The sequence below is a fragment of the Neotabrizicola shimadae genome, from assembly GCF_019623905.1.
Taxonomy (GTDB): Bacteria; Pseudomonadota; Alphaproteobacteria; order Rhodobacterales; family Rhodobacteraceae; genus Neotabrizicola; species Neotabrizicola shimadae.
Genome location: NZ_CP069370.1, coordinates 454,062 through 480,925, shown reverse-complemented (window position 1 = coordinate 480,925; position 26,864 = coordinate 454,062). Strand labels below are relative to the sequence as shown.

22 protein-coding genes are annotated in these 26,864 nt (G+C 66.3%); 5 read left to right on the top strand and 17 right to left on the bottom strand.

Annotated elements, in window-relative coordinates; genetic code table 11:
• Positions 1-41: 41 nt before the first annotated feature.
• Complete coding sequence (locus JO391_RS02280; protein WP_220662595.1) at positions 42-7,433, top strand: autotransporter outer membrane beta-barrel domain-containing protein; 7,392 nt, start codon at positions 42-44, stop codon at positions 7,431-7,433.
• A gap of 42 nt (positions 7,434-7,475) precedes the next feature.
• Here the strand turns inward: JO391_RS02280 and JO391_RS02275 are convergent, their stop codons facing one another.
• The 5 genes from JO391_RS02275 to JO391_RS02255 form a co-directional block, all read right to left on the bottom strand.
• Positions 7,476-8,252, bottom strand: coding sequence for an RES family NAD+ phosphorylase (locus JO391_RS02275; RefSeq protein WP_220662594.1), 777 nt, complete (start codon positions 8,250-8,252; stop codon positions 7,476-7,478).
• A complete protein-coding gene (locus JO391_RS02270; RefSeq protein WP_259444799.1) occupies positions 8,212-8,529 on the bottom strand; it encodes an antitoxin Xre/MbcA/ParS toxin-binding domain-containing protein in 318 nt (105 codons plus the stop codon). The genes JO391_RS02275 and JO391_RS02270 overlap by 41 nt, the downstream gene beginning before the upstream one ends.
• 191 nt (positions 8,530-8,720) lie before the next feature.
• A complete protein-coding gene (locus JO391_RS02265; RefSeq protein WP_220662592.1) occupies positions 8,721-10,343 on the bottom strand; it encodes a peptidoglycan -binding protein in 1,623 nt (540 codons plus the stop codon).
• Positions 10,344-10,346: 3 nt separating this feature from the next.
• Positions 10,347-11,528 (bottom strand): biopolymer transporter ExbB, encoded by a 1,182-nt coding sequence (locus tag JO391_RS02260; RefSeq protein WP_220662591.1) that lies wholly within the window; start codon positions 11,526-11,528, stop codon positions 10,347-10,349.
• A 75-nt stretch (positions 11,529-11,603) separates the two neighbouring features.
• Positions 11,604-12,140 (bottom strand): gamma-glutamylcyclotransferase, encoded by a 537-nt coding sequence (locus JO391_RS02255; RefSeq protein WP_220662590.1) that lies wholly within the window; start codon positions 12,138-12,140, stop codon positions 11,604-11,606.
• Between the two features lie 87 nt (positions 12,141-12,227).
• On the opposite strand from JO391_RS02255, the gene JO391_RS02250 reads away from it, so the two are divergent.
• Complete coding sequence (locus tag JO391_RS02250) at positions 12,228-13,190, top strand: DUF2125 domain-containing protein (protein ID WP_220662589.1); 963 nt, start codon at positions 12,228-12,230, stop codon at positions 13,188-13,190.
• 4 nt (positions 13,191-13,194) lie between these two features.
• Here JO391_RS02250 and JO391_RS02245 read toward each other — a convergent pair whose 3' ends face one another.
• The 11 genes from JO391_RS02245 to JO391_RS02195 all read right to left on the bottom strand — a co-directional run bounded on the left by JO391_RS02245 (position 13,195) and on the right by JO391_RS02195 (position 24,102).
• Positions 13,195-14,151, bottom strand: a complete 957-nt coding sequence (locus JO391_RS02245) for an extensin-like domain-containing protein (protein ID WP_259444798.1) — start codon at positions 14,149-14,151, stop codon at positions 13,195-13,197.
• Between the two features lie 2 nt (positions 14,152-14,153).
• Entirely contained in the window at positions 14,154-15,092 is a 939-nt protein-coding gene (locus JO391_RS02240; protein ID WP_220662588.1) for a prephenate/arogenate dehydrogenase family protein, read from the bottom strand.
• A gap of 10 nt (positions 15,093-15,102) precedes the next feature.
• The gene (gene hisC, locus JO391_RS02235) at positions 15,103-16,188 is read right to left on the bottom strand and encodes a histidinol-phosphate transaminase (protein ID WP_220662587.1); all 1,086 of its coding nucleotides are present in this window, start codon (positions 16,186-16,188) and stop codon (positions 15,103-15,105) included.
• Between the two features lie 120 nt (positions 16,189-16,308).
• Positions 16,309-16,839 carry a TIGR00645 family protein gene (locus JO391_RS02230; RefSeq protein ID WP_220662586.1) on the bottom strand — a complete coding sequence of 177 codons (531 nt, stop codon included), beginning with the start codon at positions 16,837-16,839 and terminating at the stop codon, positions 16,309-16,311.
• 124 nt (positions 16,840-16,963) lie between these two features.
• On the bottom strand, positions 16,964-17,584 hold the full coding sequence (gene rpsD / locus JO391_RS02225) for a 30S ribosomal protein S4 (RefSeq protein WP_220662585.1): 621 nt from the start codon (positions 17,582-17,584) through the stop codon (positions 16,964-16,966).
• Between the two features lie 181 nt (positions 17,585-17,765).
• Positions 17,766-18,824 (bottom strand): Hint domain-containing protein, encoded by a 1,059-nt coding sequence (locus tag JO391_RS02220; RefSeq protein ID WP_220662584.1) that lies wholly within the window; start codon positions 18,822-18,824, stop codon positions 17,766-17,768.
• A 134-nt stretch (positions 18,825-18,958) separates the two neighbouring features.
• Complete coding sequence (locus JO391_RS02215) at positions 18,959-19,882, bottom strand: lipid A-modifier LpxR family protein (protein WP_220662583.1); 924 nt, start codon at positions 19,880-19,882, stop codon at positions 18,959-18,961.
• 105 nt (positions 19,883-19,987) lie between these two features.
• Positions 19,988-20,851, bottom strand: coding sequence for an oxygen-dependent coproporphyrinogen oxidase (gene hemF / locus JO391_RS02210; protein ID WP_220662582.1), 864 nt, complete (start codon positions 20,849-20,851; stop codon positions 19,988-19,990).
• A gap of 58 nt (positions 20,852-20,909) precedes the next feature.
• Positions 20,910-21,596 (bottom strand): fumarylacetoacetate hydrolase family protein, encoded by a 687-nt coding sequence (locus JO391_RS02205; protein WP_259444797.1) that lies wholly within the window; start codon positions 21,594-21,596, stop codon positions 20,910-20,912.
• Positions 21,593-23,200, bottom strand: coding sequence for a D-alanyl-D-alanine carboxypeptidase family protein (locus tag JO391_RS02200; RefSeq protein WP_220662581.1), 1,608 nt, complete (start codon positions 23,198-23,200; stop codon positions 21,593-21,595). Before JO391_RS02200 ends, JO391_RS02205 begins: the two co-directional genes overlap by 4 nt.
• A 194-nt stretch (positions 23,201-23,394) precedes the next feature.
• Positions 23,395-24,102: an HAD family hydrolase gene (locus JO391_RS02195; RefSeq protein ID WP_220664411.1), complete on the bottom strand. Its 708-nt coding sequence runs from the start codon at positions 24,100-24,102 to the stop codon at positions 23,395-23,397.
• A gap of 150 nt (positions 24,103-24,252) precedes the next feature.
• Between JO391_RS02195 and clpS the strand changes: the two genes are divergently transcribed.
• The 3 genes from clpS to JO391_RS02180 are packed head-to-tail and all read left to right on the top strand — an operon-like array spanning position 24,253 to position 26,433.
• Complete coding sequence (gene clpS / locus JO391_RS02190; protein WP_220664410.1) at positions 24,253-24,576, top strand: ATP-dependent Clp protease adapter ClpS; 324 nt, start codon at positions 24,253-24,255, stop codon at positions 24,574-24,576.
• Positions 24,577-24,595: 19 nt separating this feature from the next.
• Positions 24,596-25,624, top strand: coding sequence for a class I SAM-dependent methyltransferase (locus JO391_RS02185; RefSeq protein WP_220662580.1), 1,029 nt, complete (start codon positions 24,596-24,598; stop codon positions 25,622-25,624).
• Complete coding sequence (locus JO391_RS02180) at positions 25,621-26,433, top strand: SDR family NAD(P)-dependent oxidoreductase (RefSeq protein WP_220662579.1); 813 nt, start codon at positions 25,621-25,623, stop codon at positions 26,431-26,433. Before JO391_RS02185 ends, JO391_RS02180 begins: the two co-directional genes overlap by 4 nt.
• Positions 26,434-26,436: 3 nt before the next feature.
• Here the strand turns inward: JO391_RS02180 and JO391_RS02175 are convergent, their stop codons facing one another.
• Positions 26,437-26,832: a hypothetical protein gene (locus JO391_RS02175; protein WP_220662578.1), complete on the bottom strand. Its 396-nt coding sequence runs from the start codon at positions 26,830-26,832 to the stop codon at positions 26,437-26,439.
• Positions 26,833-26,864: the final 32 nt, after the last annotated feature.

Sequence of the window (26,864 nt, the reverse complement as noted above, 5' to 3'; positions counted from 1 at the left end):
GGCGTGGGCCGCGTGGCAAGGCAAGGCATCCGAGCTCCATCGTGAAGCGCTCTCTCCTTGGCACCAGCCTGGTGGCGATCTGTCCAGCGCCGGCCCTGGCAGACGGATGCGTGACCTCTGGCAATACCGTGACCTGCACCGGCGACCCTTCGCTTCCTATCGTGGTCGAAAACATCCCCTATCTGACGATCCAGTCTCTTTCCGGCAGCCTGACGCCACCGTCGGGCACCCTGGCCGTCAGTGCCACTGTGACCTCGGACATCGGCAACGATGCCGGCTCGGTTTCGGTCACGTTTGATGACGCCGGCGCCGGATGGTCGACGACGAATGCGCCCGGCCTTCAGATCAACAGCGCCGGGGGTACAGGCGTAGATGCCGGATTGGGGCCTGACCAGGCCTCGGGCGGCCCTGGCGGCTCTGGTGGCGCAACCGGTTTCAACATCACGGCCGGGACGATCGCCGCATCGGGAACAAACGCCACAGCGGTTTCTCTGTACGCTGCCGGTGGGCAGGGCGGGTCAGCCAACATGCAGCCGGTTACCCCGGACAACGACAATGTAACCGGCGGATCGGCCGGCCAGGGCGGCGGCTTCGGCAACATGGACCCGGCGGCCACGGTCTACGTCACCGCGTCCAGCATGAGCCTTGCGGACAACGCGGCAGGCATCGTTGCGACCGTGATCGGGGGCGACGGCGGGCAGCTGGATCAGAACAACGAGACGATCGGTCAGAACAACGTCACCGGCAGTGCCGGCGGCGCCGGGGGCGATGGCGGGCAGATTGCCGGCTGGCTGCAATTGAGCGAGGTCAGGCTGAGCCAGGCGGGAACCGGGGCCGTCGTGCTGACCTCGCAGGGGGGCAGCGGCAGCGACGGCGGAGCCGCCGTTTCGTCGGTCGGGCTTGGCCAGGAGAAGGGCACCGGGGGCGCAGGCGGGGCCGGCGGAGCGGGCGATTTCGTCGGCCTGCTGGGCAGCATTTCGGTTTCGGGCTCGGCAGCCTCGGGGTTCACGGCGGTGCTTGCGCAGTCGATCGGCGGCAACGGCGGTAGCGGCGGCCTGGTGTCTGGTGGCAGCGGCTCGTCGGGCGGCGCAGGCGGTGCGGGAGGTGCGGGCGGCGCGGTGACGGTCGGAAGCAACGAAGCCTTCGGCGACTTCGCAGTGACCGCCGCACTCTCCGGAAACGGGGTGCGCGGCTTCATGGCGCGCAGCTACGGCGGGGTGGGCGGCGATGGGGGTGCGACCCAGAACAGCTTTGGCACCAAGGGTCAGGGTGGCGCGGCAGCGGGCGGCGGTGACGCTTCCGAGATCACGGCATGGGTTACGGCAACCATCGCGACCTCCGGAAGTTCCTCGGATGCCATGGTGTTCCAATCGGTCGGCGGCTTCGCCGGAAGCGGATCGGCCGAATCCTACGGAGCCGGGGAACAAAGCCATGGCGATGGCGGTGGCATCGGCGCCGAGGTCACGCTTGTCGCGGCAGAGAACGGCATCGGCATATCCACGAACGGGAACTCGTCGGACGGCGTAACCGCCCAGTCGGTCGGCGGTGGCGGCGGCAAGGCGTTTCAGAGCCTTGGGCTGAGCGGATTGGGCGGCGCGAACCTTGCCGGCGGCAGTGGCGGGGCGGTGGAACTGACGGTCAGCGGCGCCGGAATTGCCACCTTTGGCAGCTTTTCGCGCGCGATCTTTGCCAGCAGCGTGGGCGGCGGCGGTGGCAGCGGCGGGCCCAACACCGGCATCTCGACGATCGGCGCGGCCGGGGGCACCGGAGGCAACGGCCAGTCGGTCACGGTCTATGGTCTGTCTGACATCACCACTTCGGGCGGACAGTCGGACGGTATCCTTGCAAGCAGCATCGGCGGCGGTGGCGGGTCAGCATCCTCTGCCGTGGGGCTCTTCTCCATCGGGGGGAAGACCGGCGGTGGTGGCGGGGACGGCGGTGCCGTTGCGGTGACCTATGGAGGGGCCATCACGACCGGCGGCGGCGATGCCGATGGCATCCATGCCTTGTCGGTCGGCGGCGGGGGCGGTGATGGCGCCAACGCAGTCGCCGCAGGAGTGATCTACGAGAATGCGGTGGGGGGCACGGGCGGAAAGGGCGGCACCGGCAGCACAGTCAGCGTTGTGCAGCTAGCCGGCGCAAGCGACCTGATCCGCACGACGGGCGACCGGTCGCGCGGGATCCTCGCTCAATCCATTGGTGGCGGCGGCGGGTCAGGTGGCAGCGCGGCCACGGGCGGAATTCTGACCGGCTTCAGCCACACAGTCGGTGGCACAGCCGGCACGGGCGGCAGTGCGGACGACGTCACCGTAAGCATTGCGGGCGGCATCTCGACGATGGGCGCCCATTCGGACGGCATCCTCGCCCAGTCCATCGGCGGCGGGGGCGGGAACGCTTCGAGCGTGGTGACGGCCGGTATGCCGGGCGGCATCAGCGTGTCGGCGACCATCGGCGGTTGGGGCGGCAATGGCGGCAGCGCAGGCGGGGTCAGCGTTGCCGCAGGCGGGGGCATAGCAACGGGCGGCGCCCATGCCTCAGCCATCGCCGCACTGGCCACGGGCGGCGGTGGAGGACATTCGGGCACGCTCGTCTCGGCCACCGGAGTAGACCTCGCCGCAGTGAATGTGAGCATCGGCGGGCGGGGCGGGAAAGGCGGCAATGTCAATGGCCCCGTGACCGTGACGGCGAACGGCAACCTGTCGACCGCGGGCGATCATTCCGCGGGGATCATCGCCCATTCCACCGGTGGCGGGGGCGGCCACGGCAGCAATATCGTCAACGCGACCACCCTGACCTTGGGCTCGATCGGTGCGTCGGTGGGCGCTGCGGGCGGCAATGCCGGCAATGCGAGCGCCGTCAGCGTCACCGCGCAGGGCGCGATCTCTACCAAGGGTGTGATGTCTTCCGGGATTTCGGCGGTCAGCGCCGGAGGAGGCGGCGGCTCGGCCGGATCCATCGTGAATTCGAATGTCGCTTCGGTCGGCGATGTCGATGTTACCATTGGCGCATCGGGCGGCGGGGGGGGCAGCGGGGGCGCGGTGACCGTTTCCACTGCCGGCGACATCCAGACGGTGGGCCACCAGTCCGACGGGATCTATGCAGCCTCAACCGGCGGCAAGGGTGGCTCAGCGGGCACGCATATCGCCGCTGACGCAACCGCAAACGTGGGAACGGTGGGCAGCATCACCATCGCGGTTGGCGGTCAAGGGGGCGCCGGAGGAACGGCGGGCAATGTCGCGGTCACCACCGCCAACAGCATCACGACGGCGGGCGATCTGTCAGCCGGCCTGATCGCGCAGTCGATCGGCGGCGATGGCGGGCGGGCGCTTGGGACGGTGGCGGCCAATCTTGGCGACATCGGCAATGCCACGGTGCTGATCGGTGGGGCGGGCGGCAATGGCGGGATCGCCGGGACCGTGGACGTGGTGACAAAGGACAGCGGCGCTGCCATCACGACCAGCGGCATCGTCTCGCACGGCATTGTGGCACAAAGCATGGGCGGAGGCGGTGGCGCGGGGGGATTTGCCGGCGAAGCCTCGATCAATGTCGGGGATGAGGCGAGCGGCGGCATTTCGGGCCAGTTGGGTATTACTGTCGGCGGCGGCGGAGCGCCGGGCGGGCGGTCGGCGAAGGTCACGGTCCAGAACAGCGCGGCGATCACCACGTCCAACCTGATGAGCTTCGGCATTCTTGCGCAAAGCGTGGGCGGCAACGGCGGCGACGGCGGCAGCGCCTATGCTTTCAACGTCGATGTGAACTCGCCTGACGCGGTGAACGTGAATGTCGATGTCGGCGCTGATGGCGGTTTCGGCGCCGAAGGCTCTGAAGTCGATTTGACCAACACCGGGGCAGTCACCACCGAAAGTTTCATGTCGGTCGGCCTCTTCGCTCAGTCCGTGGGCGGCAACGGCGGCAACGGTGGATCAAGCTATACGGCACTGGCTCAGGTCGTCGCCTCGTCGAAGTTCGAGGTCGATGCCAATATCGGCGGCGGGGGTGGCGGCGGCGGTGCTGGCGCTGCCGTGGTCCTGAACAACCAGGGAACGGTCATCACCAAGGCGAGCGGGTCTGACGCGATCTATGCGCAATCGGTGGGCGGCGGAGGCGGGCGCGGCGGCAATGCCGGCTACCTTGCGCTGAACCTCAGCAGCCCGTTTTCATCCGACAATCCCGAAACCCAGATCACGGTCGGCGTGAAGGTCGGCGGCGGCGGCGACGGGGGTGAGGGGGCGAACAGCAGCACCGTTCAGGTGACGAACACCGGGAATGTCACAACGACAGGAACCCGGTCGCGGGCGATCTTTGCGCAGTCGGTGGGCGGCGGCGGCGGGGACGGCGGCACGAGTTCGGCCACGTCTTTTGCCGTGAGCGACATCTGCAACAACCCGTCTGTGAGCGAGTACGTCTGCGACAGCAAGCTTGACCCGAACAAGGAACAGGCCGCCAATATCGGCATCAACATGACGGTCGAACTTGGCGGCAACGGCGCGGCCGGCGGGGACGGCGACACAGTCGCCGTGAACAACAGCGGTGCTCTTTCAACGGCCGGGCAGCTCAGCCACGGGATCTATGCCCAGTCTGTCGGCGGCGGCGGCGGCAATGGGGGCGAAGGCGCCCTGGGCATTGAGGCCTGGACGACAAACACCCTGGCCAACACGATTGCCGACCTGCCGGGCAATCTGCTTCCCTCGTTCACCAGCGTCGACATCGCGGTGGGTGGCACCGGTGCGGGCGGCGGCAATGGCGGGGCTGTCACAATAACCAACAGCGGCGCCATCACCATCGCGGGACCCGACGCGTCTTACGTGACCAAGTACACCGGCTTTTCGGGGGGGGCACGTGGCGCCCTCAGCTTCCTTGCAGGAGGCACCGGTATATTTGCGCAATCGGTGGGCGGCGGCGGGGGAGACGGCGGCGCCGGATCATCCAGCTTTACGGCCGTTGTCACGGTTGGCAATTCGGGCGGTGGCGGCGGTCAGGGTGGCGCGGTCACGGTAAACAATACGGCAACCATCACCAATACCTCGGGCTTCAGCGGCACCGGAATCTTCGCCCAATCGGTGGGTGGCGGCGGCGGAACGGCCGGCGACGTTGGGCAGGCCTTCTCGGACCCGCACGAGTCCCTGAACATCGGCGCTGGTGTCGCGGTTTCAAAGACGCCCGGCCAAGGCGGTGACGGCGGCGAAGTCAACGTTGCCAGTGGCGGTGCGATCCTGACAACGGGAACATCTTCCCCCGGGATCATCGCCCAGTCGGTGGGCGGGTCGGGTGGCATCGCCGCTGTGGCAAGCGACGCCAGGACAACGATCTATGTCGGCAGCGGGGTCGCTGCCGGCAATGGCGGCAATGTGACTGTGACGAATGCCGCCCCGATCGAGGTTCAGGGCCAGGGCTCGGTAGGCATCGTGGCGTTGAGCGCCGGTGGCGCCAATTCCTCGGATCAGAGCGGCACCGTAACAGTGAACGCGAACGCGAACATCACCGCCAGCGGGTCAGGCGGCCGCGCCATACTGGTGTCGAGCGACAGCTACAAGAACCAGGCGACGGGCACGGTCAACATCAACATCAACCAGGGCGTGACCCTTCAGACCGGCGCAAACGGGGCTGAAACCGTGCTGGTGCTGAACGGCAGCGAAACCTCGACGCTGACGAATGCCGGCACGATCATTGGCGGAAACGCGGCCAGCAATGCGATCTACGTCAAGTCCGACAACAGCTTCCAGATCCAGAACTACGGCACGATCACCGGCTCGATCTCTGGGGAGGCGGGCAGCGTGGGCGGAACGTACGGGTTCCTTTCGCTGGACAACAATGTTGGCGCGACGCTGAACACCGGCAGCCTGATCAACTTGCCAGGAGCCGCGGGATCCTTCGTTTCGTCTGGCACGATATCGCCGGGCGCGCAGGGGACCATTGCCGACACCACCATTCAGGCGGGTCAGATGATCCTGCTTGGCTCTGGGTCCACCTATCAGCCGGATCTGGATGCGAGCGATGAGGTCGGAAGCGGTATCGTTGCCTCTGACATGCTTTCACTCGTGCCAGGCACCTTTGCACCCGGCGACGGCATCTTGCAGATCGAGGCCGCGATCGTCGCCCCCAGCATGCTGATTTCGCAACCGGGGAAGGCCTTGAGGTCGGGCACGGCCTACGTGATGGACAGTGACTACAACTTCGCGGCTTCCGACTTCACGGTGCAGGATACCGCGACGGTCGACTACAGCCTGTCGACAAGTTCCACCGTGACCAGCGGCACCACCACGCTTGTGCTGGACTATTCCATCTCCACCACGCCCTGGAACCTGCCGGGGGCACCGGCGCAGCTTCTCTCGCGCGTCAACTCCAACCACCGCAGCTTCGGAGACTACCTGGACCGGCTGTTCTTTACGCCCATCGAGGGCGTGGACGATGCCTTCATCTCGTCGCTTGCCGAAGACGTGCTGGCGATTCCCGACATGGCGAGCCTTCTTGAGAGCTATGAAGACTATATCGCCGATGAAGCCTTGGCCGTTCCGGACGCAACCTTGCTGGGCAGTCTGGCCTTCTCGAAGGATCTGCACGGGTGCGGTGCGACCGGCCTGGCGGGCGCGTCAAAGCTGGAACAGGACACCTACTGCACCTGGGGACGCTTCTATGGCCGCGGGCTGGACTATGATCCCAGTGCAGCAGGTCCCACCTACACCGAACAGGTACTGGGACTGTCCCTCGGAATTCAGACCGAGTTCAACGGCGACATGACCCTGGGCGGGGCACTGGATTACGAATCGGGTGACCTGACCCTTGGCAACGGCACCGGCTCGGTTTCCCGCTTCATGGCAGGTGCCATGCTGAAATCCGATCTGGGTTTCATGACACTTGCCGGTTCGCTGGAAGGCGGGAACTACTCATCCACGATCAGCCGCAGCTTCACCGTAGGCGGCGACGACTTCACCGCAACGGGCGCTCCGGACGGGACATGGCTGGCCGCACATGTGCGGGCCAACAGCAGGTTCAACCAGGGAGGCGGGTTCATCGATCCCACGCTCGACATCGGTCTGACCTCGCTTCGGCAGGACAGCTTCGTCGAGCAGGGCGCCGACGGCTTCAACATGTCCGTTTCCGAACTGGAGCAGACGACCGTCAGCATCAACCCCTTCGTGACCTTCGGGACCAGCTTCCTTCAGGACGGGATGACCGGCCAATTCTCGCTGCGGGCGGGGGTTCTGGGCCTTGTCGGGCAAGATCCGTCCGTCGATGCCTCCTTCGTCGGGGTCGGTACTTCGGGCCCAACCTTTGTGATCAGGAACAGCCAGACGAACCTGTTCGGCGATCTGGGGGCGGCAGTTGACCTGTCGATATCGGACAGCCTCGCCCTTCGCGCCTCGGCTGATGCGCTGGTGTCCGACGACCAGACCTCTTACTCTGCGCAGGTGCTGCTGAACTATTCCTTCTGATCTTCGGCGCTTGAAGAGATTGGATAAATGGCGACCGTCCCGTCATTTTGCTCGCGGTCGGCTCCAGGTCATGCCGGCAAGCCGCGGGTCGGCGGCAAAGGCCTCTCGCCCGAATTCGATCCCAAGCCGTGGGTGCTCGCGCAGCGCCTGAGCGCCGCCGGGGCTGAGCCGGATGCGCCAGGTCTGGCGCTCCAGAGGCAGGGGTGACGCGAAGGCACGGCAGCTCAATACCGCAAGGTTCGCCCGACACTCTGGGTCGCGCACGGACTTATAGCGGATCAGTTCCACCCCGAGGGACCGGGCCTCGTCGGCCAGCGCCTGGCACGCATCGTAGACCACCGGATCGGCCCAGTTCGACTGATCCTTGGCCAGGGCGCCGACCGTCAGGTCAAGCGACACGGGTGACGCCACCTGGGCCGAGAAGGCCGTATACTCGGCAGCATCGTCGGGAAAGGGCGTATCCGGACTCTCGGCATAGAATAGGAACCGATAGAAGACCATCTCGGCCGCCGCGGTCTCTGGCGATTCCGCCCCGTACCAGACGCCTTTGCTGAGCCCGGCCCTGCGGAACCGTGAGCCCGCGGGATAAGGGCGATAGCGGAAAGGGGTCGCCAGCAAATAGTCAAGATGTCGGCATTCCTCGGGGAGCGGGGGCTTGCTCGCCTCCAGAATGTCTTCCAGCGCAAGCTGTTCTGCCAGACTGTCCACCAGTTTCAGCGTCGACACCCGGTGTTGCGCCTCGACAAGCCGCCATGCGTGACCGGAATAGCTGCGCGACTCAGAGCGGAGCGCGGCGGCCGTCCAGATAGGTAGCGACATCGACCAACCCCTGCACCTGTGCCATGCGTTCGATCGGTCGCGCCGCCAGGGCCAGGTTGGGCGCCTGAAGCCATCGGCGTGAAACCACCTCGTCACCGCCGGTAATCGCATCAAGCGAGCGGAACACCCTGACCAGAAGGGCGGCAAGCTCGAAGGATTTCGTCGCCGGCTCCAGAAGGCTTTCGCCGCGCCTCCAGCGGGAAACGGTTGCCTCGGATACGCCGACGATCCCGGCCAATTGACGGCCGGTCAAGCCAAGCCGATCTGCGGCTCGCACAGCGGCCTTCGTCAGGACAGCGCCGGCCTCTGCGGCAGGCGATACAGCGCGGACAGGACCCATCGCCACCCCCCGTTTCCATAGAAAACATAGCGCCGAAAACCTTCTTGTGAAAGAGGCGGGTGCGCTGTTCAGGCCAGTAATCGCCGATCGACGCGCTCTCGAAGCCTTCTGCAAAGCCGAAGGGCACGTCAGCGTTCGGTCAGCTTCAACTCGATCCGGCGGTTCTGGGCGCGGGCGGCCTCACTATCGCCCTCGGCCACGGGTCGATACTGGCCAAAGCCGGTGGCGGCCAGCCGGTCGGGAGGGAAGCCCAACACGTCGATCATATAGCGCACCACGGACAGAGAGCGCGCCTGGCTGAGTTGCCAGTTGTCCTTGAACTCGCCGGTGCCGGACAAGGGCACGTTATCGGTGTGGCCGTCCACCCGGATGATCCAGTCGATCGAAGGCGGGATATCCTGCATCACCTCTTTCAGGATCTGTACAACTCCGGCGATCTGCGCCTGCCCTTCCGGCGCAAGATCGGCCGAACCGGGCTGGAACAGCACCTCCGAGGAAAACACAAAGCGGTCGCCGACGACGCGGACACCATCCCGGCCAGACAGAAGCTCGCCCAACTGGCCGAAGAACTCGGACCGGTACTTGGCAAGGTCCAGGTTCTCTGCCTCCAGCCGCTTGCGCTCTGCCTCTTCCGCCTCGGCGCGCTTCTTCTGTTCGGCGGCCACCTGGGCCAGTGCGGCGTTCAGCTGGCTGCCAAGCGTTTCGATCTGCACCTTGGCCGCAACATCTGCGGCGGCCGAGGCATCGAGCAGCGCCTGAAGCGAGGCAAGCTGCGCGCGCAACTCGCCGATCTGCTGGTTCAGAAGCTCGACATCGCGCTGCGCCTTCAGTGCCTTTTCCTTTTCCGCATCCAGCGCCGCTTCGGCCGTGGCCAGAAGAGCTGCCTGCCGGTCCGTGTCTCCCGCAGCGGCTGCGGCCTGTGCCGCCTCGGTCCGGGCCGCGGCCAGCAGGGTCAGGGTCTCCTCGGCTTGCCTGCGCTGCTCCTCGAGCGCCAGCGTCATCGAGGCGAGTTCCGTGTTCGAGGCTTCCAGCTTCTTGCGCAATTCCTCCAGCGCTGCGGCATCGACCAGCCGGGCGGCTTCCTCGTCCGAAAGCTGCGCCCTGGCCGCGGCAAGATCGGCCTCGGTCGCAGAACCCTTCGCGCGAAGCTCCGCCACCAGCGCCTCCAGCGCCTCTCGGCGGGCGGCGGCGAGGCGCGCTTCCTCGGCCTGGGCATCCACCTCGCTGCGCGCCTTGGCCAGCGCGAGGTCGAGCGCCTCCTTCTCGGTCAGGGCCTTTGCCTTGGCGGCCTCAAGTTCGGTAACAGTTGCCGTGAGTTCCCCCACCCGCCCGCGCGCCGCGTCGCGTTCGGCAAGAAGGCTGGCCACCTGCGCCTCGAAGCTGGCGATCTGGCCTTGGGCGGCGGCAAGCTCGCCCTCTTTCGTCTGAAGCTGAGCGGTCAGCGTGGAAATCAGCCCGGCCTGCCTTTCGCCTTCGGCCTCGGCCGAGGCGAGCGAGGACTTCAGCGTTCCGACCTCGGTCTCCAACTGCGCCGCACGGGTACGTTCCAGGCCAAGCGCATCTGCCAGTTGCGCCACCTGCTCCGTCAGCGCACTCAACTCGGTGTCCTTGGTGGTGATCTCGTCGCGCAGCACCGACTGCATCACGGTGAAGACGGTCAACACGAACAGGATGACCATAAGAAGCGTGGTCACGGCATCGACGAAGCCGGGCCAGATCATGTGACTGTCGCGGCGACGTCCAAGCGCCATGGTCTAGCCCCGTCCCACAGTGCCGCGCGACAATTGCCGGATGGCGGCGGTGACGGCCGTCAGGTCGGCGCGCAGATCGGCCACGGCTTCCTGCCGGCCGGCCGACATTTCCTCCAGAATGCGCAGAAGCTGCACGTCGATGGACCGCAGCCGCATCCGGTTTTCCGCCTCGGTCTGCAGCGAGCTCTCCGGGCCGGTCAGTGCCGCGACCAGCCGGTCCTGGCCATCCGCGATCCGCAAGAGAAGCTGTTCCTGCGCCGATTGTGCCGCCAGGCGTTCGCTCAGGCGATCCAAGGCCTGGGACAGGGCAGAAAGCCGTTCGTCGATCTGCCCTCGCGTGACATCGGCCTGCGCAGTCAGGGTTTCCAGCACTTCCATCTGCTGGGCCAGGTGCTCGACCAGGCCGCCGAGCGGGCTGGAACCTTCGCCATCGGACGAAGCAAAGCCAAGCTGCGTGATGGAGGAAAGCCATTCCTCCAGCTCGCGGTAGAACCGGTTCTGGCCGTGGCCGGCGAAAAGCTCCAGCAAACCGATGACCAGCGAGCCGGCAAGGCCAAGAAGCGATGAGGAAAAGGCCGTGCCCATCCCGCCAAGCTGGCCTTCGAGCCCGCCCATCAGTTTCGAGAACACCTCGATCCCGGTCTCACCTTCCTTCGGGGCCACGGACCGGATGGTTTCGACCACAGCCGGCACCGTGGTGGCGAGGCCGTAGAACGTGCCGAGAAGGCCGAGGAATACCAGGAGGTTGGCGATGTAGCGGGTAATGTCGCGCGCTTCCTCGATCCGGGCTTCGACAGATTCCAGGATCGAGCGCGAGGACGAGGCGGACATCTGCATCCGTGCGCCGCGCGACCGCAGAAGCGAGGCGAGCGGGGCGAGCAGGCGCGGCGGCGTGACCAGTTCATAGCCGGGCCGACGCTTCACGAAATTCTCGATCCAGCTGACCGACTGGGCCAGGATGAACACCTGCCAGAAACAGGTGGCGACGCCGAACAGGAAGACCCCGACGATGAACCAGTTCAGCAGCGGGTTCGTGGCCAGCACAGCACCGACCGTGCCGTGGATCAGCCAGGCCCCGGTGCCGACAAGGCCGCAGACGAGCAGCATCAGGACGATCTGGCGGATCGGCTGGCTGAAAAGGGTCTCGCGCGCCTCTGCCGCCTTGTCCGTCCGGTTCGCGTTCATCTAGAGGGGCCTGCCCGCTGTTCTGGTTGGCGAAAGCATAGCAGGGCGGGTGGCCCTGCCAAGGGAAACGGTGGCTCAGCCCGGCAGCGCGCGCACCCGTGCGGCCAACCAGTCAAGATCGAGGTCGGCGATACCCAGTTCGGCGAGATGTGCGGCAGTTGCGAACAGGTAGTCGCGGTTCGGCCCACGGCCGCCATGCGCGGTGGCGATGATCTGTGCCTGCTCCTCCAGCGGCAGGCCGCCGCAATACTGGATGTGATGCGGGTCGATGACATAGACCAACGCCTGCACGCCTGCGCCGTCGGCAAGCGTCACGGGCAGATTGCGTTCCAGATAGGCCGAAGAAATCAGTTCGCGCTCGCGCAGGGCGGCCAGTGTCGACTCCTCGGCGCCGGGTGCCACGCGAAATGCCACACCCGCGCAACGCGCGTCGGGAGATTCGTCCAGCGCCAGCACCAGGCCTGGGGCGGCTTCGCTGCCACGGTGATGGATCGACCTCATGCAGAAGCTGCGGTGCCAGCCCGAAAGAAAGGCAAGCTGACGCTCGGCGATCGGAAAACCGGGATCCCAGATCAGGGAACCATAGCCAAAGACCCACATCGCCTTATCCATCGCTGGCCCTTCTGCCATGCCGGCGCTAATCACTGCGCCAAAGGTCCTAGCCCGAAGCCGGCGCAGGAACCAGAGACGGATGGTGACATGAAGAAGCTGATCGCCCTTGTGCTGGTCGTGGCGGCGCTGTGGTCGGGATACTGGTTCATCGGCACGCGGGCATTGGAACGGGGCGTGCGCGAGTGGATCGCCATGCAGACCGCAGCCGGGCTGGAGGTACGACAAGACGGTCTGTCGGTGCAGGGCTTCCCCAACCGCTTCGACCTGACGTTGACGCAACCCCTGCTGCGCGACCCGGTCAGCGGCTATGGCTGGACGGGCGAATGGCTGCAAAGCCTGATGATGGGCTGGAAACCCTGGCATGTGATCCTGGTCGCCCCGCAGGACTGGGTTCTGCTGACACCGATGGGCGATATTCCCGTCACCGCCCAAAGCACCGAGGCAAGCCTGGTTCTCGTGCCCGGCCGCAATCTGCTGATCGACCGCTTCACCCTGGTGTCCCAATCGCCCGCGGCGGTCCTGCCAACCGGGGTGCTTGCGGCAACAGACCTCCGGTTGGCGACCCGGCGACTGGCCGAAGGCTCGGCAAAGCACGAACTCGGGGTCGAAATCTCCGGTCTGACCGGGACCGGACAACTGGCAGCGGCGGGCACCGGGCATCTGCGCGTGGATGCTTTGGTGGGTTTCTCCGCGCCTCCGGGGCTGGTGGTGGTCGAGCCGCCCGTGGTTGTGGAGACTCTGGAGGTGACGGAGGCGCGGCTCGACTGGGGCACGGCAAGCCTTGCGGTCACTGGGTCACTTGCGGCGGATGCGGCGGGTCAGGCCGAGGGCCGGTTGGAGGTGACGCTGCAGGGCGGGCCAGTGTTGCTGCCGCTCGCGGTTGCGGCGGGCCTGGTGCCGCAACGGCTGGCCCCCACGGTCAGCGCCATGGTGGATCGGCTGCAGGAGAGCGCGGGCGATGGCAAGCCCCTGGTGCTGCCGCTGACCTTCCAGCGCGGCCAGATGCGGCTTGGCATCCTGCCGCTCGGGCCGGCGCCCTTCCTGCGCTGAGGTTTCAGCGGCAGTAGGGTCCGTTGCGATACGTCGCGGTGTCGAGGTGCAAATGGTCCTCATGGTATCCGTCGGAGCCGGGGCCAAGCGTGGTGCCAAAGGTCCCGCAGGCAGCCTTGTGCACCTTGCGGATCTTGCCAGAGTAGTTCCGGCTGACGGTAACTTCCTTGCCGTTCTTCAGCACGAAGCCTGATATGTCGATGGCGCGACCGCTGCCGTGCTCACTGATCTTGGCGCCGCGGATGTTGTTGCGCGGGCGGCAGGAATAGGACGCGGCCACGGTCAGGCCGACAATCTGGCGGCGTCCGAAGGCAGGCTTCACCGCGCCCTTTACCCACTTCTTCAACGCGGTGGCGGTCTCGCAGGTGATGGTCGCGGGCGGACTCAGCGACAGGCCGTCAACAGAGGTTACCCGCACAGGTTCGGCAATGCCGCACCCCCGCACCTTGGAGGTGATCGGCGCCAGTTCCTCGCCCAGGATATCGCGGTCGCCACAGACATAGCCGGGGCTCTGGTCGCGCGGGGTGGACTGACCTCCCCCTCCGAACAGGCCCGCCAGGCCCTTGCGCTTCTTTTCGGGCGCGGGTTCATCCGGCGTTGCCGGCTCTGGGGCAACAGCAGCGGGCGCAGCCGAAGCCGTGACGACCTCCGCCGCACCGGCCAGATCAGCGGGCCGGGGACGCGGGCGGATCGACGCGGCCTGGCCTTGGGCCACTGCCGCAGGGGCAGAAGACGTGGACAAAGCCTCCTGCACCGCCTCGTCCACCGCGTCGGAGTTGCCCTGCCCCGCGCCCGGATCAGGCGCAACCGTCGCGGCAAGGTCCTGTTCCGGTGCACCAAGCACGACAGGGCGCTCTGCCGGACGAACCGAGGTCTGGGGCGCCTGCGCAAGCGCCCCATCAGTGAGAAGGGCAAGAACCAGCGCCAGCCGAAGGACCAGACCCTGATGGCCGCCAGCCAAGGTCAGCCCTTCGCCCCGGCAGGCTTCACTGCGACGCGGCCAAAGTCGGGCGCGGCCGTATCCTGCCCCGCCTCGATGATGCCGCGCCGGATGGCCCGGGTGCGTGTGAAATAGTCGAAAAGCATGTCGCCGTCGCCCATGCGGATCGCCCGCTGCAACACGAACAACTCTTCGGTGAAACGACCCAGGATGTCCAGCACGGCGTCCTTGTTGGTCAGGAACACGTCGCGCCACATCGTCGGGTCAGAGGCCGCAATGCGGGTGAAGTCGCGGAAGCCCGAGGCAGAATACTGGATGACTTCGCTGTTCGACACCCGGCGCAGGTGATCTGCCACACCCACCATGGTGTAGGCGATCAGGTGCGGCGTATGGCTGACGACGGCAAGAACCAGATCGTGGTGCGCCGCATCCATCTCGTCCACCTTGGCGCCCATGCCCTCCCAGAGCGCGCGCAGCCGCGCCGTTGCCTCTGGCGTGGAACGTTCGGTTGGGGTCAGCAGGCACCAGCGGTTCTCAAAAAGCGTGGGAAAGCCTGATCGCGGGCCGGAATGTTCTGTACCCGCCAGCGGATGGCCGGGCACGAAGGTCACGCCTTCGGGCAGATGCGGCGCCACGGCGCCGATGACCGCCTGTTTCACCGACCCCACGTCCGTGACGCAGGCGCCCGGCTTCAGATGCGGGCCGATTTCTTCGGCGATGGCGGCCATGGCACCGACCGGCACCGCCAGAACAACAAGATCGGCACCCTGCACTGCCGCCGCAGCCGTATCGAAGACCGCGTCGCACAGTCCGATTTCAAGCGCCACGGCACGGGTCTCGGCCGATTTCGCGTGGCCCGCGATCGTCCCCGCAAGCCCCCGCTCGCGCATGGCCAGCGCCATCGAGGATGCGATGAGGCCCAGCCCGATCAGGGCGACCCGGTCATAGACAGGTGCCGACATCGAACGCCTCTTACCTCACGCCCTTGAACTGGCCAACCGCATGGGCAACCCGGCGACAGCTGGACTCATCGCCCACGGTGATGCGCAGGCAATGCGGCAGCTTGTATCCCGCCACCCGCCGCACGATCAGCCCCTGAGACTGAAGGAACGCATCGCAGGCCTCGGCCTCCTCGGTCGAGGAAAAGCGCGCAAGGACGAAATTCGCCATCGACGTATCCGACGGCACCCCAAGTTCGGCCAGCGCCCCGGCCAGCCATGCCCGCATCCGGGCGTTTTCGCTGCGGCACTTGTTCACGAAATCCTGGTCGCGCACCGCAGCCTCGGCCACCTCCTGCTGGGTGGTGGACAGGTTGAACGGCCCACGGATGCGGTTGAGCACGTCAATGATGTGCTTCGGCCCATAACCCCAGCCGATGCGCAGACCCCCAAGCCCGTAGATCTTGGAGAAGGTCCGCGTCATGAACACGTTCTCGCGGCTTTCCACCAGCGCGAGACCGCCGTCATAGCCATCGACATACTCGGCATAGGCACCATCCAGCACGAGGATGGCCCGCTGCGGCAGGCTGTCGGCCAGCCGCGCGATTTCCGGCGCCGGGATCATGGTCCCGGTCGGGTTGTTCGGATTGGCCAGGAACACCAGCCGCGTCATGGGCGAGCAGCCTGCAAGGATCGCATCCACGTCAGTGGTGCGCTCGCGCTCCTTCACCTCGATGGGCCGCGCTCCCACCGCCAGCGCCGAGATGCGGTACATCAGGAAGCCGTGTTCCGTGTGCACGACCTCTTCTCCGGGGCCGGCATAGGCCTGGCACAGGAAGGTGATGATCTCGTCCGAACCGACACCGCAGATCACGCGGTCGGCGTCCAGTTTGTGCACCTCGGCGATGGCCCGGCGCAGGCCGCCATGGTCTGTGGACGGATAGCGGTGCAGCGAGTGGATGGCGCGCTGGTAGGCTTCCTTCGCGCGGTCGGACGGGCCGAAGGGATTCTCGTTCGACGAGAGCTTCACGGCATTGGCAACGCCCGCGACATTGCTCTTGCCGCCCTCGTAAAGGGCGATGTCAAGGATGCCGGGCTGCGGGCGGATCGCGTTGGTCATCGAAGGCTCCCTGTTGCCGCGGGTTTGTAGCCGGGGGGGCAGCCTTTTGCCAGCAGGTTTTCGGCGGCTTTCCGCGCGCAAGACAGCACAGGCTGCGCGGTCCCGCGCAGCCGGGAAGGATCAGTGCTTGTCGGTCTTGGCCGATGTCCAGTCCATCAGGGCAAGCAGCACACCCGAGACAACGAAGGTCAGGTGGATGATGACCAGCCAACGCATCTTTTCCACGTCCACCGGAGCGGCGGATTTGCCGACCTCCATGAACACCTTCAGCAGATGGATCCCCGAGATCGCCACGATCGAGGCGATGAGCTTCATCTTCAGGCCCGAGAAATCCACCGTACCCATCCAGTTCGGCCGGTCAGTGCCGGTGTCGATGTCGAACTTCGACACGAAATTCTCGTAGCCGGAAAACAGCACGATCAGCAGAAGGTTCGCCGCCAGCGACAGGTCGATCAGCGTCAGCACGGCGAGGATCGCCTCGTCGGCCTTCATCGAGAACGTCTTTGAGGCATAGTAGACCAGTTCCTTGCAGAACACGACGGTCAGCATGGCCAGGCTGATCGCAAGACCAAGGTAGATCGGCGCCATCAGCCACCGGCTGGCGAAGAGGCCGGCTTCGAAACGGGTCTCGATCGTGGGCTTTTCTGACATGGTTGCTCCTGTCGCTGCGCCTTCCGGATGTCGGTCGGCACGTCGGATTTGCAAGGCCCGCATGGTACGGGAAATGCAAAGGGCCGCACCAATGGCGCGGCCCAGTCCAGTGATCCGCGAGGGATCAGTTCTTCGCGTAGTATTCGACCACGAGGTTCGGTTCCATCTGCACCGGATACGGCACATCGCCGAGGCCCGGGGTGCGGACGAACTTCGCCGTCAGCTTCGAATGGTCGACTTCCAGGTAATCGGGAACGTCACGCTCGGTCAGCGCGATGGCTTCCACGATCGTGGCCATTTGCTTGGACTTCTGGCGCACTTCCACCACGTCGCCTTCCTTCACGCGGTACGAGGCGATGTTCACCGCCTTGCCGTTCACAAGGACGTGCCCGTGGTTCACGAACTGGCGCGCCGCAAAGATGGTCGGAACGAACTTGGCGCGGTACACCACCGCGTCCAGACGGCGCTCCAGCAGGCCGATCAGCATTTCGCCGGTGTCGCCGCGCACACGCTCGGCTTCCGCATAGATCTTGCGGAACTGCTTTTCGGTCAGGTCGCCGTAATAGCCCTTCAGCTTCTGCTTGGCGCGCAGCTGCGTACCGAAGTCCGACAGCTTGTTCTTGCGGCGCTGGCCGTGTTGGCCGGGGCCGTATTCGCGCTTGTTCACCGGGGACTTGGCACGGCCCCAGATGTTTTCGCCCATGCGGCGGTCGATCTTGTACTTGGCAGAGGTGCGCTTGGTCACCGCTGATCTCCTTCTTTTCGTTCCAGAAGGGCGTTGTCCTCTTCCCCAAGCTGGGGACGACAGGGTTCCCCTCGCGGGGTCCACCAACACCAATGAAAAACCCCGGGGTGAGCCCCGGGATCGGCGGGCTTATAGACGTACGAACGGCAGTGTCAACAGCCGCCTGCCGGTTTCGGCCCGATCAGGCCCCCAGGTCGTGCCGCAGGATCGCCGCTTCAGGCGCCGAAAGGTTGCGACGGGCGAAACCGCCATAAAGGTGTGGGCGGTCCAGCCCTCCCGGCAGCACTTCGGCCAAGGATACACGCTGATCCAGGTCGATGGCATCCAGAGCGGCATGAGAGGGGTGAAAGCTCTCCGTCTCCAGCCCGTTCGCCCAGACGATGTTGTGCCGTTCCAGCATGACATGGATGTAGGTCACTTCCCGCAGGGAATGGTCCACGATGATGCTGTCGTCGTTGACCAACGCCTCGGCCGTCACCAACACCTCGTCGGTGTTGAACAGGTTCTGTGCTGCGGGCCCGCGCACCAGCATCCGGTGCTGGGGAGAGACGATCAGATCAGCATCGGGCTGGCCTTGCCCGAAGACACCCGCGCGCAGGCGGATGGGGCGCAGCTGCGGCATCGCGAACAGCCGCGCGCCCGACATGCGGCGACGCCCGGTCCACAGCACCTCCTGCGGGCCGTTGTCGCGGGTCAGGATGCGGTCGCCAGAGCGAAGAGACTCGATCGGGCGAGGTCCGTCGCTGGTGGCGATGCGCGTTCCAGGCGTGAAGCAGATCACCCCACCCTGCGGCGCCCCGTTATCCGACGGGCGCTCGATGGTCATGCTGACGACCCAAAGCTCACGGGATTCCGGCGGCAAGCCATCCGGAAAAAGCACAAGCTGGCGGCCGCTGGCGGGTGCCTCGATCAGCTGCGCGGTCCAGCTCGCGCGGCCATCGGTCAGCACGAAGGACTGCGCCGGCGGGACAGGTTCGACCTCTGGGCGGGGCGCGGGCGGACCCGCCAGCGCAATGCCGGTCAGCCGCCGCACCATGCGCGACGCCCGCCTGCGGACCTCCTCCATTCCTTCTGCCCCTTCCAGAAGCAGCCGGTCCCCTCCGCCGTCCACGCGCTGCGCCTCGCCGGTCCAGCGCCAGGGGGCGCCAACGGCGATCAGCTCCAGCGGCGCGTTCCTGACGCCATCCAGTTCCGTCTGCGACCAGGAGATGACGAACGCGCCCCGAAAGCCCGCCTGCATTCCTGTGTGCCTGCTCGTGTTTTATCGTTCTTTGTTCGCAGACTAACAGGAGTTGTTAACGTTGCATATGACTTGCAGGCAACAGTGCGATGATTGCGCTCGGAAAACTTGCGCAACCACACGTTGCTGAAGTGTCAGAAACGGAAGTTGATGTTCAGCGACCCGACCACCTGGCCCTCCGGCTGCTGCACGAATTCCTCGCCCAGATAGCTGATCCCATAGAACACGCTGGCGCGTTCGCCCTGCCACTGGATGCCGGCACGCGCCCGCGCGCGGGTCGAGGACAATTCGGCCGCGCCTCCCTCGGGCAACAGCGCGGAATCGAAGACATGGGCGATGTCGCCGCCCAAGGTGAAACTGGTGCCTGTGATCAGGTCGCCCTTGATGGCGCGGTAGCGCTGGCCCGTCATGTATTCGCGGACCAGGAGACTGCCTTCTCCAAAGCCGCCAAAGGTAAGGTCCGCCCCGGCCCGGACAAAGGTTTCGATTCCGGCCTGGGCTTCGACGAACGGGCGGACACGGCCCGCGTCACCCATCTGGAACTCCTTGCCCATTTCGCCGATGGCCGTGAGGTAGATGTGGTTCGGGATCTGGTTCTCGAACGCCGGCTCGGGGTCCGGCAGGTCAGTCCAGTCGTGGACCCGTTCCTGAAAGCTGGACAATCCGGTCTGCGGTCCGGTGAAGTCCAAATCTGCCCCGACGCTGGTTTCCAGCCCAAGCCAGTCGAAATGCGTGTGCAGGCCGAATGTCAGGATCCCTGCATAACGCCGGTCATCGGGGGCGGGATCGGCCAGATTCGCCGGTGCGATGGTCTGGCCGCTTGCTCGGAACTCAAGGATTTCGCCAACCTGCGTCGGCAGGTCGCCATCCCAGGAAGGGCCGCGCATATAACTCACGGTGTAGGATCCGGTGCGCCACCGGTCGTGGCCGTCTCCGATCGCGTCGTTCGAGAACATGCGACCCCAGCCAAGGGTCACGCGCTCCTGCGCCTCGGCTGCTGTGGCAAGGGCGATGAGTCCCGAAACTGCCAGGGCTACCCGAACGCCCTTTCCCACCATGCCTGTCCCGCCTCTCGCCTGATCGGTCTTTCTTGCCGACAACAGTATGATGTTGCCGTGCCCGATTCCACTGCCAAATGCGGTACGGATCAGATTGCACCCGGCCTATGGCCACCGTGCCAGAGGCGGCAGGCTCATCAACACGGCATTTGCGTCATGGCCGGTTTCCAGCCCGAACTTGGTGCCACGGTCGTAGACAAGGTTGTACTCGGCATAAAGCCCGCGGTGGATCAGCTGCGTCTCGCGGTCTGCCTCTGTCCAGGGCGCGTGGCGCCGGGCCTCGGTCACGGGCAGAAAAGCCGGCAGGAAGGCGCTACCCACCGATTGCGTGAAGGCGAAGTCGGCCTCCCAGTCGCCGGTGTTCAGGTCGTCAAAGAATATGCCCCCCACGCCCCGCGCCCGCCCCCGGTGCGGCACGAAGAAATACTCGTCGGCCCAGGCCTTGAAGCGGGGGTAGTACTCCGGGTTGTGGCCATCGCAGGCGGCCTTCAGCACCGCGTGAAAGGCGGCGGTGTCCTCTGGGTATTCGATGCAGGGGTTCAGATCCGACCCGCCCCCGAACCACCAGGCATGGGGCGTCCAGAACATGCGCGTGTTCATGTGCACCGCCGGGCTGTGCGGGTTCACCATGTGGGCCACCAGGCTGATGCCCGAGGCCCAGAACCGCGGATCGCTGTCCATGCCCGGCACGCCGCGCGCGGCCATCGCCCGCTGCGCCCGCTCGCCCAGGGTGCCATGCACCTCGGACACGTTCACGCCCACCTTCTCGAACACCCGCCCGCCGCGCATCACGCTCATCAGGCCGCCGCCACCATCGGCGCGCGAGGTGGGCGTCACCTCGAACCGTCCGGGGGTGCCCGACCCGCCGTGACTGTCCTCCAGCCCCTCGAAAGCCGTGACGATGCGGTCGCGCAACTCGCGGAACCAGCCGGCGGCGCGGGCCTTGCGGTCGTCGAATCCGTTGCTCATGGGCGTCCTCCCGGCCATTTCCCGACTGCTAGCGCAGCCAGCCCGGCAGGGAAAGGTGTCAACTGAACGTGACAGTCGCCGGCGCCAGCCGGTCGATCTCGACCGTCACGGTCTGCCCGCGCGCGATGGGGCCAACGCCTGCGGGTGTGCCAGTAAACACCAGGTCGCCCGGTTGAAGCGTCACGAAGCGGCTCAGATGCGAAAGTAGATGCGGCACGTCCCAGATCATGTCCGACAGCCGGGCCTGCTGCGTGATCCGGCCATCCACGCGGCAAGTGATGGCCGCATCGCCGAATGGTCCAAGCGACAGCGGCCGAACCGGCCCCACCACCGCCGAGGCGTCGAACCCTTTCGACATGTCCCAGGGCCGGCGCAGCGCCTTGGCCTCGGCCTGCAGGTCGCGTCGGGTCAGGTCGTTGCCGGCGGCATGGCCCCAGACCAGGCGCGCGGCCTCATCGGGGGAAAGGTCGGCGCCCGTGGCCCCGATCGCCACCACGAGTTCTGCCTCGTGCTGCAAGTCCGCCGTCATCGGCGGGTAGGGCACCGTCGCGCCGCTGTCCACGACGGCATCGGCCGGCTTGGTGAAGAAGAAGGGCGGCGCCTCGTCCGGCGCATGGCCCATCTCGCGTGCATGTTCCGCATAGTTGCGGCCCACGCAGAACATGCGCCGGACCGCAAGGCGGCTCACGCTGCCCGCCACGGCAACCGAAGGCTGCGGCGGCGGGGGCAGGACAAATCCGCTCACGGCCCCAGCGTGAAGCAGGGCGTCGACCGTGCCGCCAGCCGGCGGCAGGCCAGGTCAGCCTGATCCTGGGTCAGGCCCGAGAAGGTCGCCTCATAGCCGCCGCCACGCGACACGACCTTGCGGAGCGAGTCGTTCAACGTCGCGGTCTCGGCCAGCTGGGTCTTCAACAGCACCCGCTCGGCCTCGGACCGGGTGTTGTACCGGCCAACGGTGATGCCCCAGTCACGCCCGCCAGAGGTCGAGACACGGGTCACAACCTCCTGCTCTGCGGGGGCAACGGCGGCCACGACGGTCGCGTCGTCATAGATCGGCGCCTTGCGCTTGGCCGGCCTTGGGCTGGCCGAAGCAAGGGTCACCATCGGATCGGTGCCGGTTGCCGACCCGTCGGCAATCGCCTGCGCCTGACCCTGTAGGGAATTTGCCGGCGCCGCGGCGGTGGATTGCACAGAGCCCGGATCCACGGCCAGCGCGGCGACCTGGGCCTCCTCCGGCTCCTCGGTGGACGCATCGGCCACCACGACCGCCGCTTCCGCCTCTGGCGCGGGCGCAGGCGCCGCAGCCGCCACCTCGGTTTCTTCCGCAGCCTCCGGCGCGGGTGCCGCCTCGGCCGCCGCCACCGCAATCGCCGCCGGTGCCATGCCCGGATTGGCCTTCGGGCGCGGCGAGGCGTTGACATTCATTACCACGCGCACGGTCTTCGCAGTGCCGCCTTCCTCGTTGCCGTCATCGACCGTGCCGGCATCGGCGATCAGCGCGGTTTCGGGCTCGGCCGCCCCGCTGCCCGCCTTGCGGAATCCAAGGTCCAGCAACTCCGCCATCTTCGCATTGCGGTGCGCCGTGGACTTGCCTCCAAACACCGTAGCCACGATGCGCTTGCCGTCACGCTCCGCGGAACCCGTCAGGTTGAAACCCGCCGCCACGGTGTACCCGGTCTTGATGCCGTCCGCGCCCGGATAGGCATCTAGGAAGCGGCGGTTGGTGTTCTGCACCTCGGCAATGCCGGCATCGGCGGTGCGGCGCGAGAACAGGTTGTAGTATTGCGGAAAGTCATAGATCACATGCCGCCCCAGGATCGTCATGTCATGGGCGGAGGACAGGTGGCCATCTGCGGTCAGTCCATTGGCATTCTTGAACGTCGTGTTCTTCATGCCCATCGCCTTGGCGGTCTTGGTCATCCGCTTGGCAAAGGCCTGCTGGTTGCCGCTGATGTGGTCGCCGATGGCGGCGGCGGCATCGTTGGCCGATTTGATCGCCGCGGCGCGGATCAGATACCGCATCTGGATCTTCTGCCCGGCCTTCAGACCCAACCGCGACGGCGGCTGCGATGCCGCATAGGGTGTCACCGTCACAACGGTGTCCAGCGAGAGGTTGCCCTTCTCGATTTCCTGGAACGCGATGTACAGCGTCATCATCTTTGTCAGCGAAGCCGGATGCAGCCTGGCATCCGCGTTCTCCGCGTACAGCGTCTGCCCCGTCCGTGCATCCATCACGAAAGCCGCATAGGGCGCCGCGCCGGTCTCGCGCGGGGCAGAACAGGCTGCCGCCAGCACCAACCCGAACAGGAGAACGAAATTGCGTGCAAACTGCTTGATGGGAAGTCCCACGCCGCTTGTCCTTGTATTGCCTGCCTCTGCCGCGGACCCTTGTTTTGCGGGACCTTCGACTCGCTCAGGCTAACACAGAGCCGGCCGTCCCGAAAAGCCCTCGATTTCAAAGGCTTTGACTGTGTTCTTCAGAACACGGCGGAACATATGGGGTTGACACCCCCAACAGGCCCCAACGGGTTGCGGCGACTCCCCTATCCGGCGTTCAACCGGCGCACCAGCGCGGGCAGGTCGCCCAAATCCGCAAGACGGTGAAACCGTTGATGACCCTCGGGCGGCTCTGCATGTTCCAGCGCCCAGGTCAGCCCGTGCGGCACATGCACGCCATGCCCTCCCGCCTCGATCACCGGGATCACGTCCGATGCCAGCGAATTGCCCACCATCATGGCACGGTCTGGCCGCTCGCCGTGACGCGCAAAGACCGCGGCATAGGTGGCCGGTGTCTTGTGGCTCACGATCTCGACCCCGTGAAACAACTCGCCCAGGCCCGATTGCGCCAGCTTGCGCTCCTGATCCAGAAGGTCGCCCTTGGTGATCAGCAGCACCTGAAAGTCACCCGCAAGTGCCTCCACCGCCTCGCGCGCCTGGGGCAAGAGCTCGATCGGGGTTTCCAGCATCTCGCGCCCGGCCGACAGGATCTCGGCAATGATCCGGGCCGGAACAGCGCCTTCCGTCACCTCGATCGCCGTCTCGATCATGGACAGCGTGAAGCCCTTCACACCAAAACCGTAGTGCGAAAGGTTCCGCCGCTCGGCGGCGATCAGCCGCTCCATCAGGTGATCCGGCGCCGCATGGTCGGCCAGCAGCGCCGCGAAACGCTCCTCTGTCAGCCGGAAGAACGTCTCGTTCTGCCAAAGCGTATCATCTGCGTCGAAGGCGACGGTTGTGATCGGTGTGGTCATCATGCGGTCTCCCCGTGCCTTTTTGCCGCTTCGCCCCTGCACTGCAAGGACCCTCCCCTTTTCCCGCGCGGGGAACACGCTATATTGCGCTCGTCAGCCAGATTTCGAATCCGAGTGGAGCCGCGCCCCGTGGTCATTGCGCCCGTCAAGATGTCCAACCCGCCCGGCGGCGGCAATGGCACGGACTCGTCCGTCCTGACCAAGACGAAAAGCAAGACGCAGCGCCCGCCAATGTACAAGGTGCTGCTTCTGAACGACGACTACACGCCGATGGAATTCGTCGTGCATGTGCTGGAACGGTTCTTCGGCCTCAGCCACGCGCAATCCTTCGAAATCATGCTGACGGTTCACAAGAAGGGCCTCGCCGTGGTGGGCGTCTTCTCCTTTGAGGTGGCGGAAACCAAGGTGGCGCAGGTGATGGATTTCGCCCGCCGCCACCAACATCCGCTGCAATGCACCATGGAAAAGGACTGAGGGCGCACTGCGCCCGACCATGCGATCCACCCGCCTGAGTCTTGCGCTCGACAGCGGCGCTCTTGCGTTTCCGGCCGATGGCTTGATCGCCGTGTTCTCCCCCCATGCGGGCGAGGATCTGGGCGCCCTGCCCCGGTCGCGCACCGTCATCGTCACCGGCTTCCGCCCCGACCACGACGCCTTCGCCGCCGCCGGCTGGACCTGCACCACCACCGCACCGGAAGGTCTGGCTGCCGCACTGGTCTGTCTGCCCCGCGCGCGGGACGCCGCCTTGTCGCTGGTGGCCAGCGCCGCCGCCTCGGTCCGACCCGGCGGCCCGGTGGCGGTGGACGGGCAGAAAACCGACGGAATCGAATCCGTCCTGCGCGACCTTCGCGCCGCCCTGCCCCAAGGCGCCCTTTCCGATCCGGTCACCAAGGCGCATGGCCGACTGGCGGTCTTTCCCGCCGGCGCCGCCGATCTGTCGGCCTGGATCGCCCGGCCCCGCCCCATCGCGGACGGCTTCACCACCATCGCGGGTGTCTTCTCGGCCGACGCCCCCGACCGCGGCTCCGCCCTCCTCGCCGCCGTCCTGCCGCGCCAGATGTCGGGCCGCGTGGTGGACCTGGGCGCCGGATGGGGCTACCTCGCGCGCGCCGTGCTGGCCCATCCCGGCGTCACCCGCCTGGATCTGGTCGAAGCCGACGCCGCCGCGCTCGATTGCGCACGCCTGAACATCCCCGACCCGCGCGCCGCCTTCCACTGGGCCGACGCCACGCGCTGGAAACCGGCAGAGTTGGCCGACCACATCGTCTGCAACCCGCCCTTCCACGTCTCGCGCGAGGCCGATCCTGCCCTGGGTCTGGCCTTCCTGCGCGCTGCTGCATCCATGTTGCGCCCCGAAGGCACGCTCTGGCTGGTCGCCAACCGCCACCTCCCCTACGATTCCCCCCTCAAGACCCTCTTCCACACGGTCGAGGAACTGGGCACCGACCCCGCCTTCCGCCTGGTGCGCGCCGCGCGCCCGGTGCGCGGCACCCGGGCGCCCCAGGACAGGAGATCCTCATGAGCTTTTCCATCACCGGCAAGACCGCCATCGTCACCGGCGCCGCCTCGGGCATCGGCCTCGCCATCGCCCGCCACTTTGCCGACAAGGGCGCCAACGTCATGTTCGCCGACGTCGATGAGGACCGGCTCGATGCCGAAATCGGCGAAGAGGCGCGGGGCGATGGCCCGATCCGGTCCTTCGCTGGCAATTTCTGCGAGAAGCTCGCCATCACCAACCTCCTTTCCGCCACCATCGACGCCTTCGACCGCGTGGACATCCTGGTGAACGCCGCGCGCCGCATGGCGCTGTCCGATCCCCTGTCGGCCGATGCTGACGCGGTCTCGGACCTGTTCCGCGAAAACGTCATGTCCGGCCTGCGGCTCACCCAGATGACCGCCAAGCGCATGATGCACTGGGCCGACCAGAATGCGGTCGAACCCGGCACCCCCATCGGCTCGATCATCAACCTGTCTTCCGTCGCCGTGCGCGTCACCCAGCCCGAGCTCCTGGGCTATTCCGTCTCTTGCGCCGCGGTGGAACAGGTCACACGGTCCATGGCCGTCGCGCTCGCGCCCAAGGGCATCCGAGTGAACGCCGTCGCCATCGGCTCGGTGATGAGCGGCAGCCTGCAATACGCGCTGAAGGAAGACGCCGCCGCGCGCCAGAAAATCGTGGCGCAAACCCCGCTTGGCCGCATCGCCGCGCCGGATGAGCTTTCCGAAACGGTACAGTTCCTTGCCTCCGACGCCTCCAGCTTCATCACCGGCCAGGTGCTCACCGTCGATGGCGGGCGTGGCCTGCTCGATGGCGTGCGCTTCGCCGCGCATTAGGCCCTATTCGGGGAACTCGGCCTTGCACTGTGCGATGCCGGCAGAAGCAGCCGAGGCGAGTTCCTTCCGCTTCGCCTTCAACTGCGCCAGCTTCTTTCTCTCCGCGTCGATGTCGATGGCAACCGGCCGCTCGATGATCTGCGCCTGCTCGTCAATGCACATGCCTCCCGCGGGGCGATAGCCATAGGGTCCGTAGACCCCACCACAGGGCACCCAGACGTCGCGATAGATCGTGGTCGCCTGCAACCCGTACCCGCGCGAAATGTTGCCCTCGGTCTCGGCAATCAGCCGGTCCACCGGCCGCAGCGGGGCGGCCGCACTGTTGATGCAGCGCTGTTGCGGCGTGCCGCAGGCCGCCAGCAACGGCACAAGCATCAAGAGGCGGAACGGAAACGGCATCGGGTCCTCCTGGACCAAGCCTAGCCCCCTGC

Bases quoted from the DNA above. Each gene is read 5' to 3' on its own strand.
- JO391_RS02275 (WP_220662594.1), bottom strand. From the start codon at position 8,252: ATGTCGCTACCTATCTGGACGGCCGCCGCGCTCCGCTCTGAGTCGCGC.
- JO391_RS02265 (WP_220662592.1), bottom strand. From the start codon at position 10,343: ATGGCGCTTGGACGTCGCCGCGACAGTCACATGATCTGGCCCGGCTTC.
- JO391_RS02260 (WP_220662591.1), bottom strand. From the start codon at position 11,528: ATGAACGCGAACCGGACGGACAAGGCGGCAGAGGCGCGCGAGACCCTT.
- JO391_RS02255 (WP_220662590.1), bottom strand. From the start codon at position 12,140: ATGGATAAGGCGATGTGGGTCTTTGGCTATGGTTCCCTGATCTGGGAT.
- JO391_RS02250 (WP_220662589.1), top strand. From the start codon at position 12,228: ATGAAGAAGCTGATCGCCCTTGTGCTGGTCGTGGCGGCGCTGTGGTCG.
- JO391_RS02240 (WP_220662588.1), bottom strand. From the start codon at position 15,092: ATGTCGGCACCTGTCTATGACCGGGTCGCCCTGATCGGGCTGGGCCTC.
- hisC (WP_220662587.1), bottom strand. From the start codon at position 16,188: ATGACCAACGCGATCCGCCCGCAGCCCGGCATCCTTGACATCGCCCTT.
- JO391_RS02230 (WP_220662586.1), bottom strand. From the start codon at position 16,839: ATGTCAGAAAAGCCCACGATCGAGACCCGTTTCGAAGCCGGCCTCTTC.
- JO391_RS02220 (WP_220662584.1), bottom strand. From the start codon at position 18,824: ATGCAGGCGGGCTTTCGGGGCGCGTTCGTCATCTCCTGGTCGCAGACG.
- JO391_RS02215 (WP_220662583.1), bottom strand. From the start codon at position 19,882: ATGGTGGGAAAGGGCGTTCGGGTAGCCCTGGCAGTTTCGGGACTCATC.
- hemF (WP_220662582.1), bottom strand. From the start codon at position 20,851: ATGAGCAACGGATTCGACGACCGCAAGGCCCGCGCCGCCGGCTGGTTC.
- JO391_RS02195 (WP_220664411.1), bottom strand. From the start codon at position 24,102: ATGACCACACCGATCACAACCGTCGCCTTCGACGCAGATGATACGCTT.
- clpS (WP_220664410.1), top strand. From the start codon at position 24,253: ATGTCCAACCCGCCCGGCGGCGGCAATGGCACGGACTCGTCCGTCCTG.
- JO391_RS02185 (WP_220662580.1), top strand. From the start codon at position 24,596: ATGCGATCCACCCGCCTGAGTCTTGCGCTCGACAGCGGCGCTCTTGCG.
- JO391_RS02180 (WP_220662579.1), top strand. From the start codon at position 25,621: ATGAGCTTTTCCATCACCGGCAAGACCGCCATCGTCACCGGCGCCGCC.
- JO391_RS02175 (WP_220662578.1), bottom strand. From the start codon at position 26,832: ATGCCGTTTCCGTTCCGCCTCTTGATGCTTGTGCCGTTGCTGGCGGCC.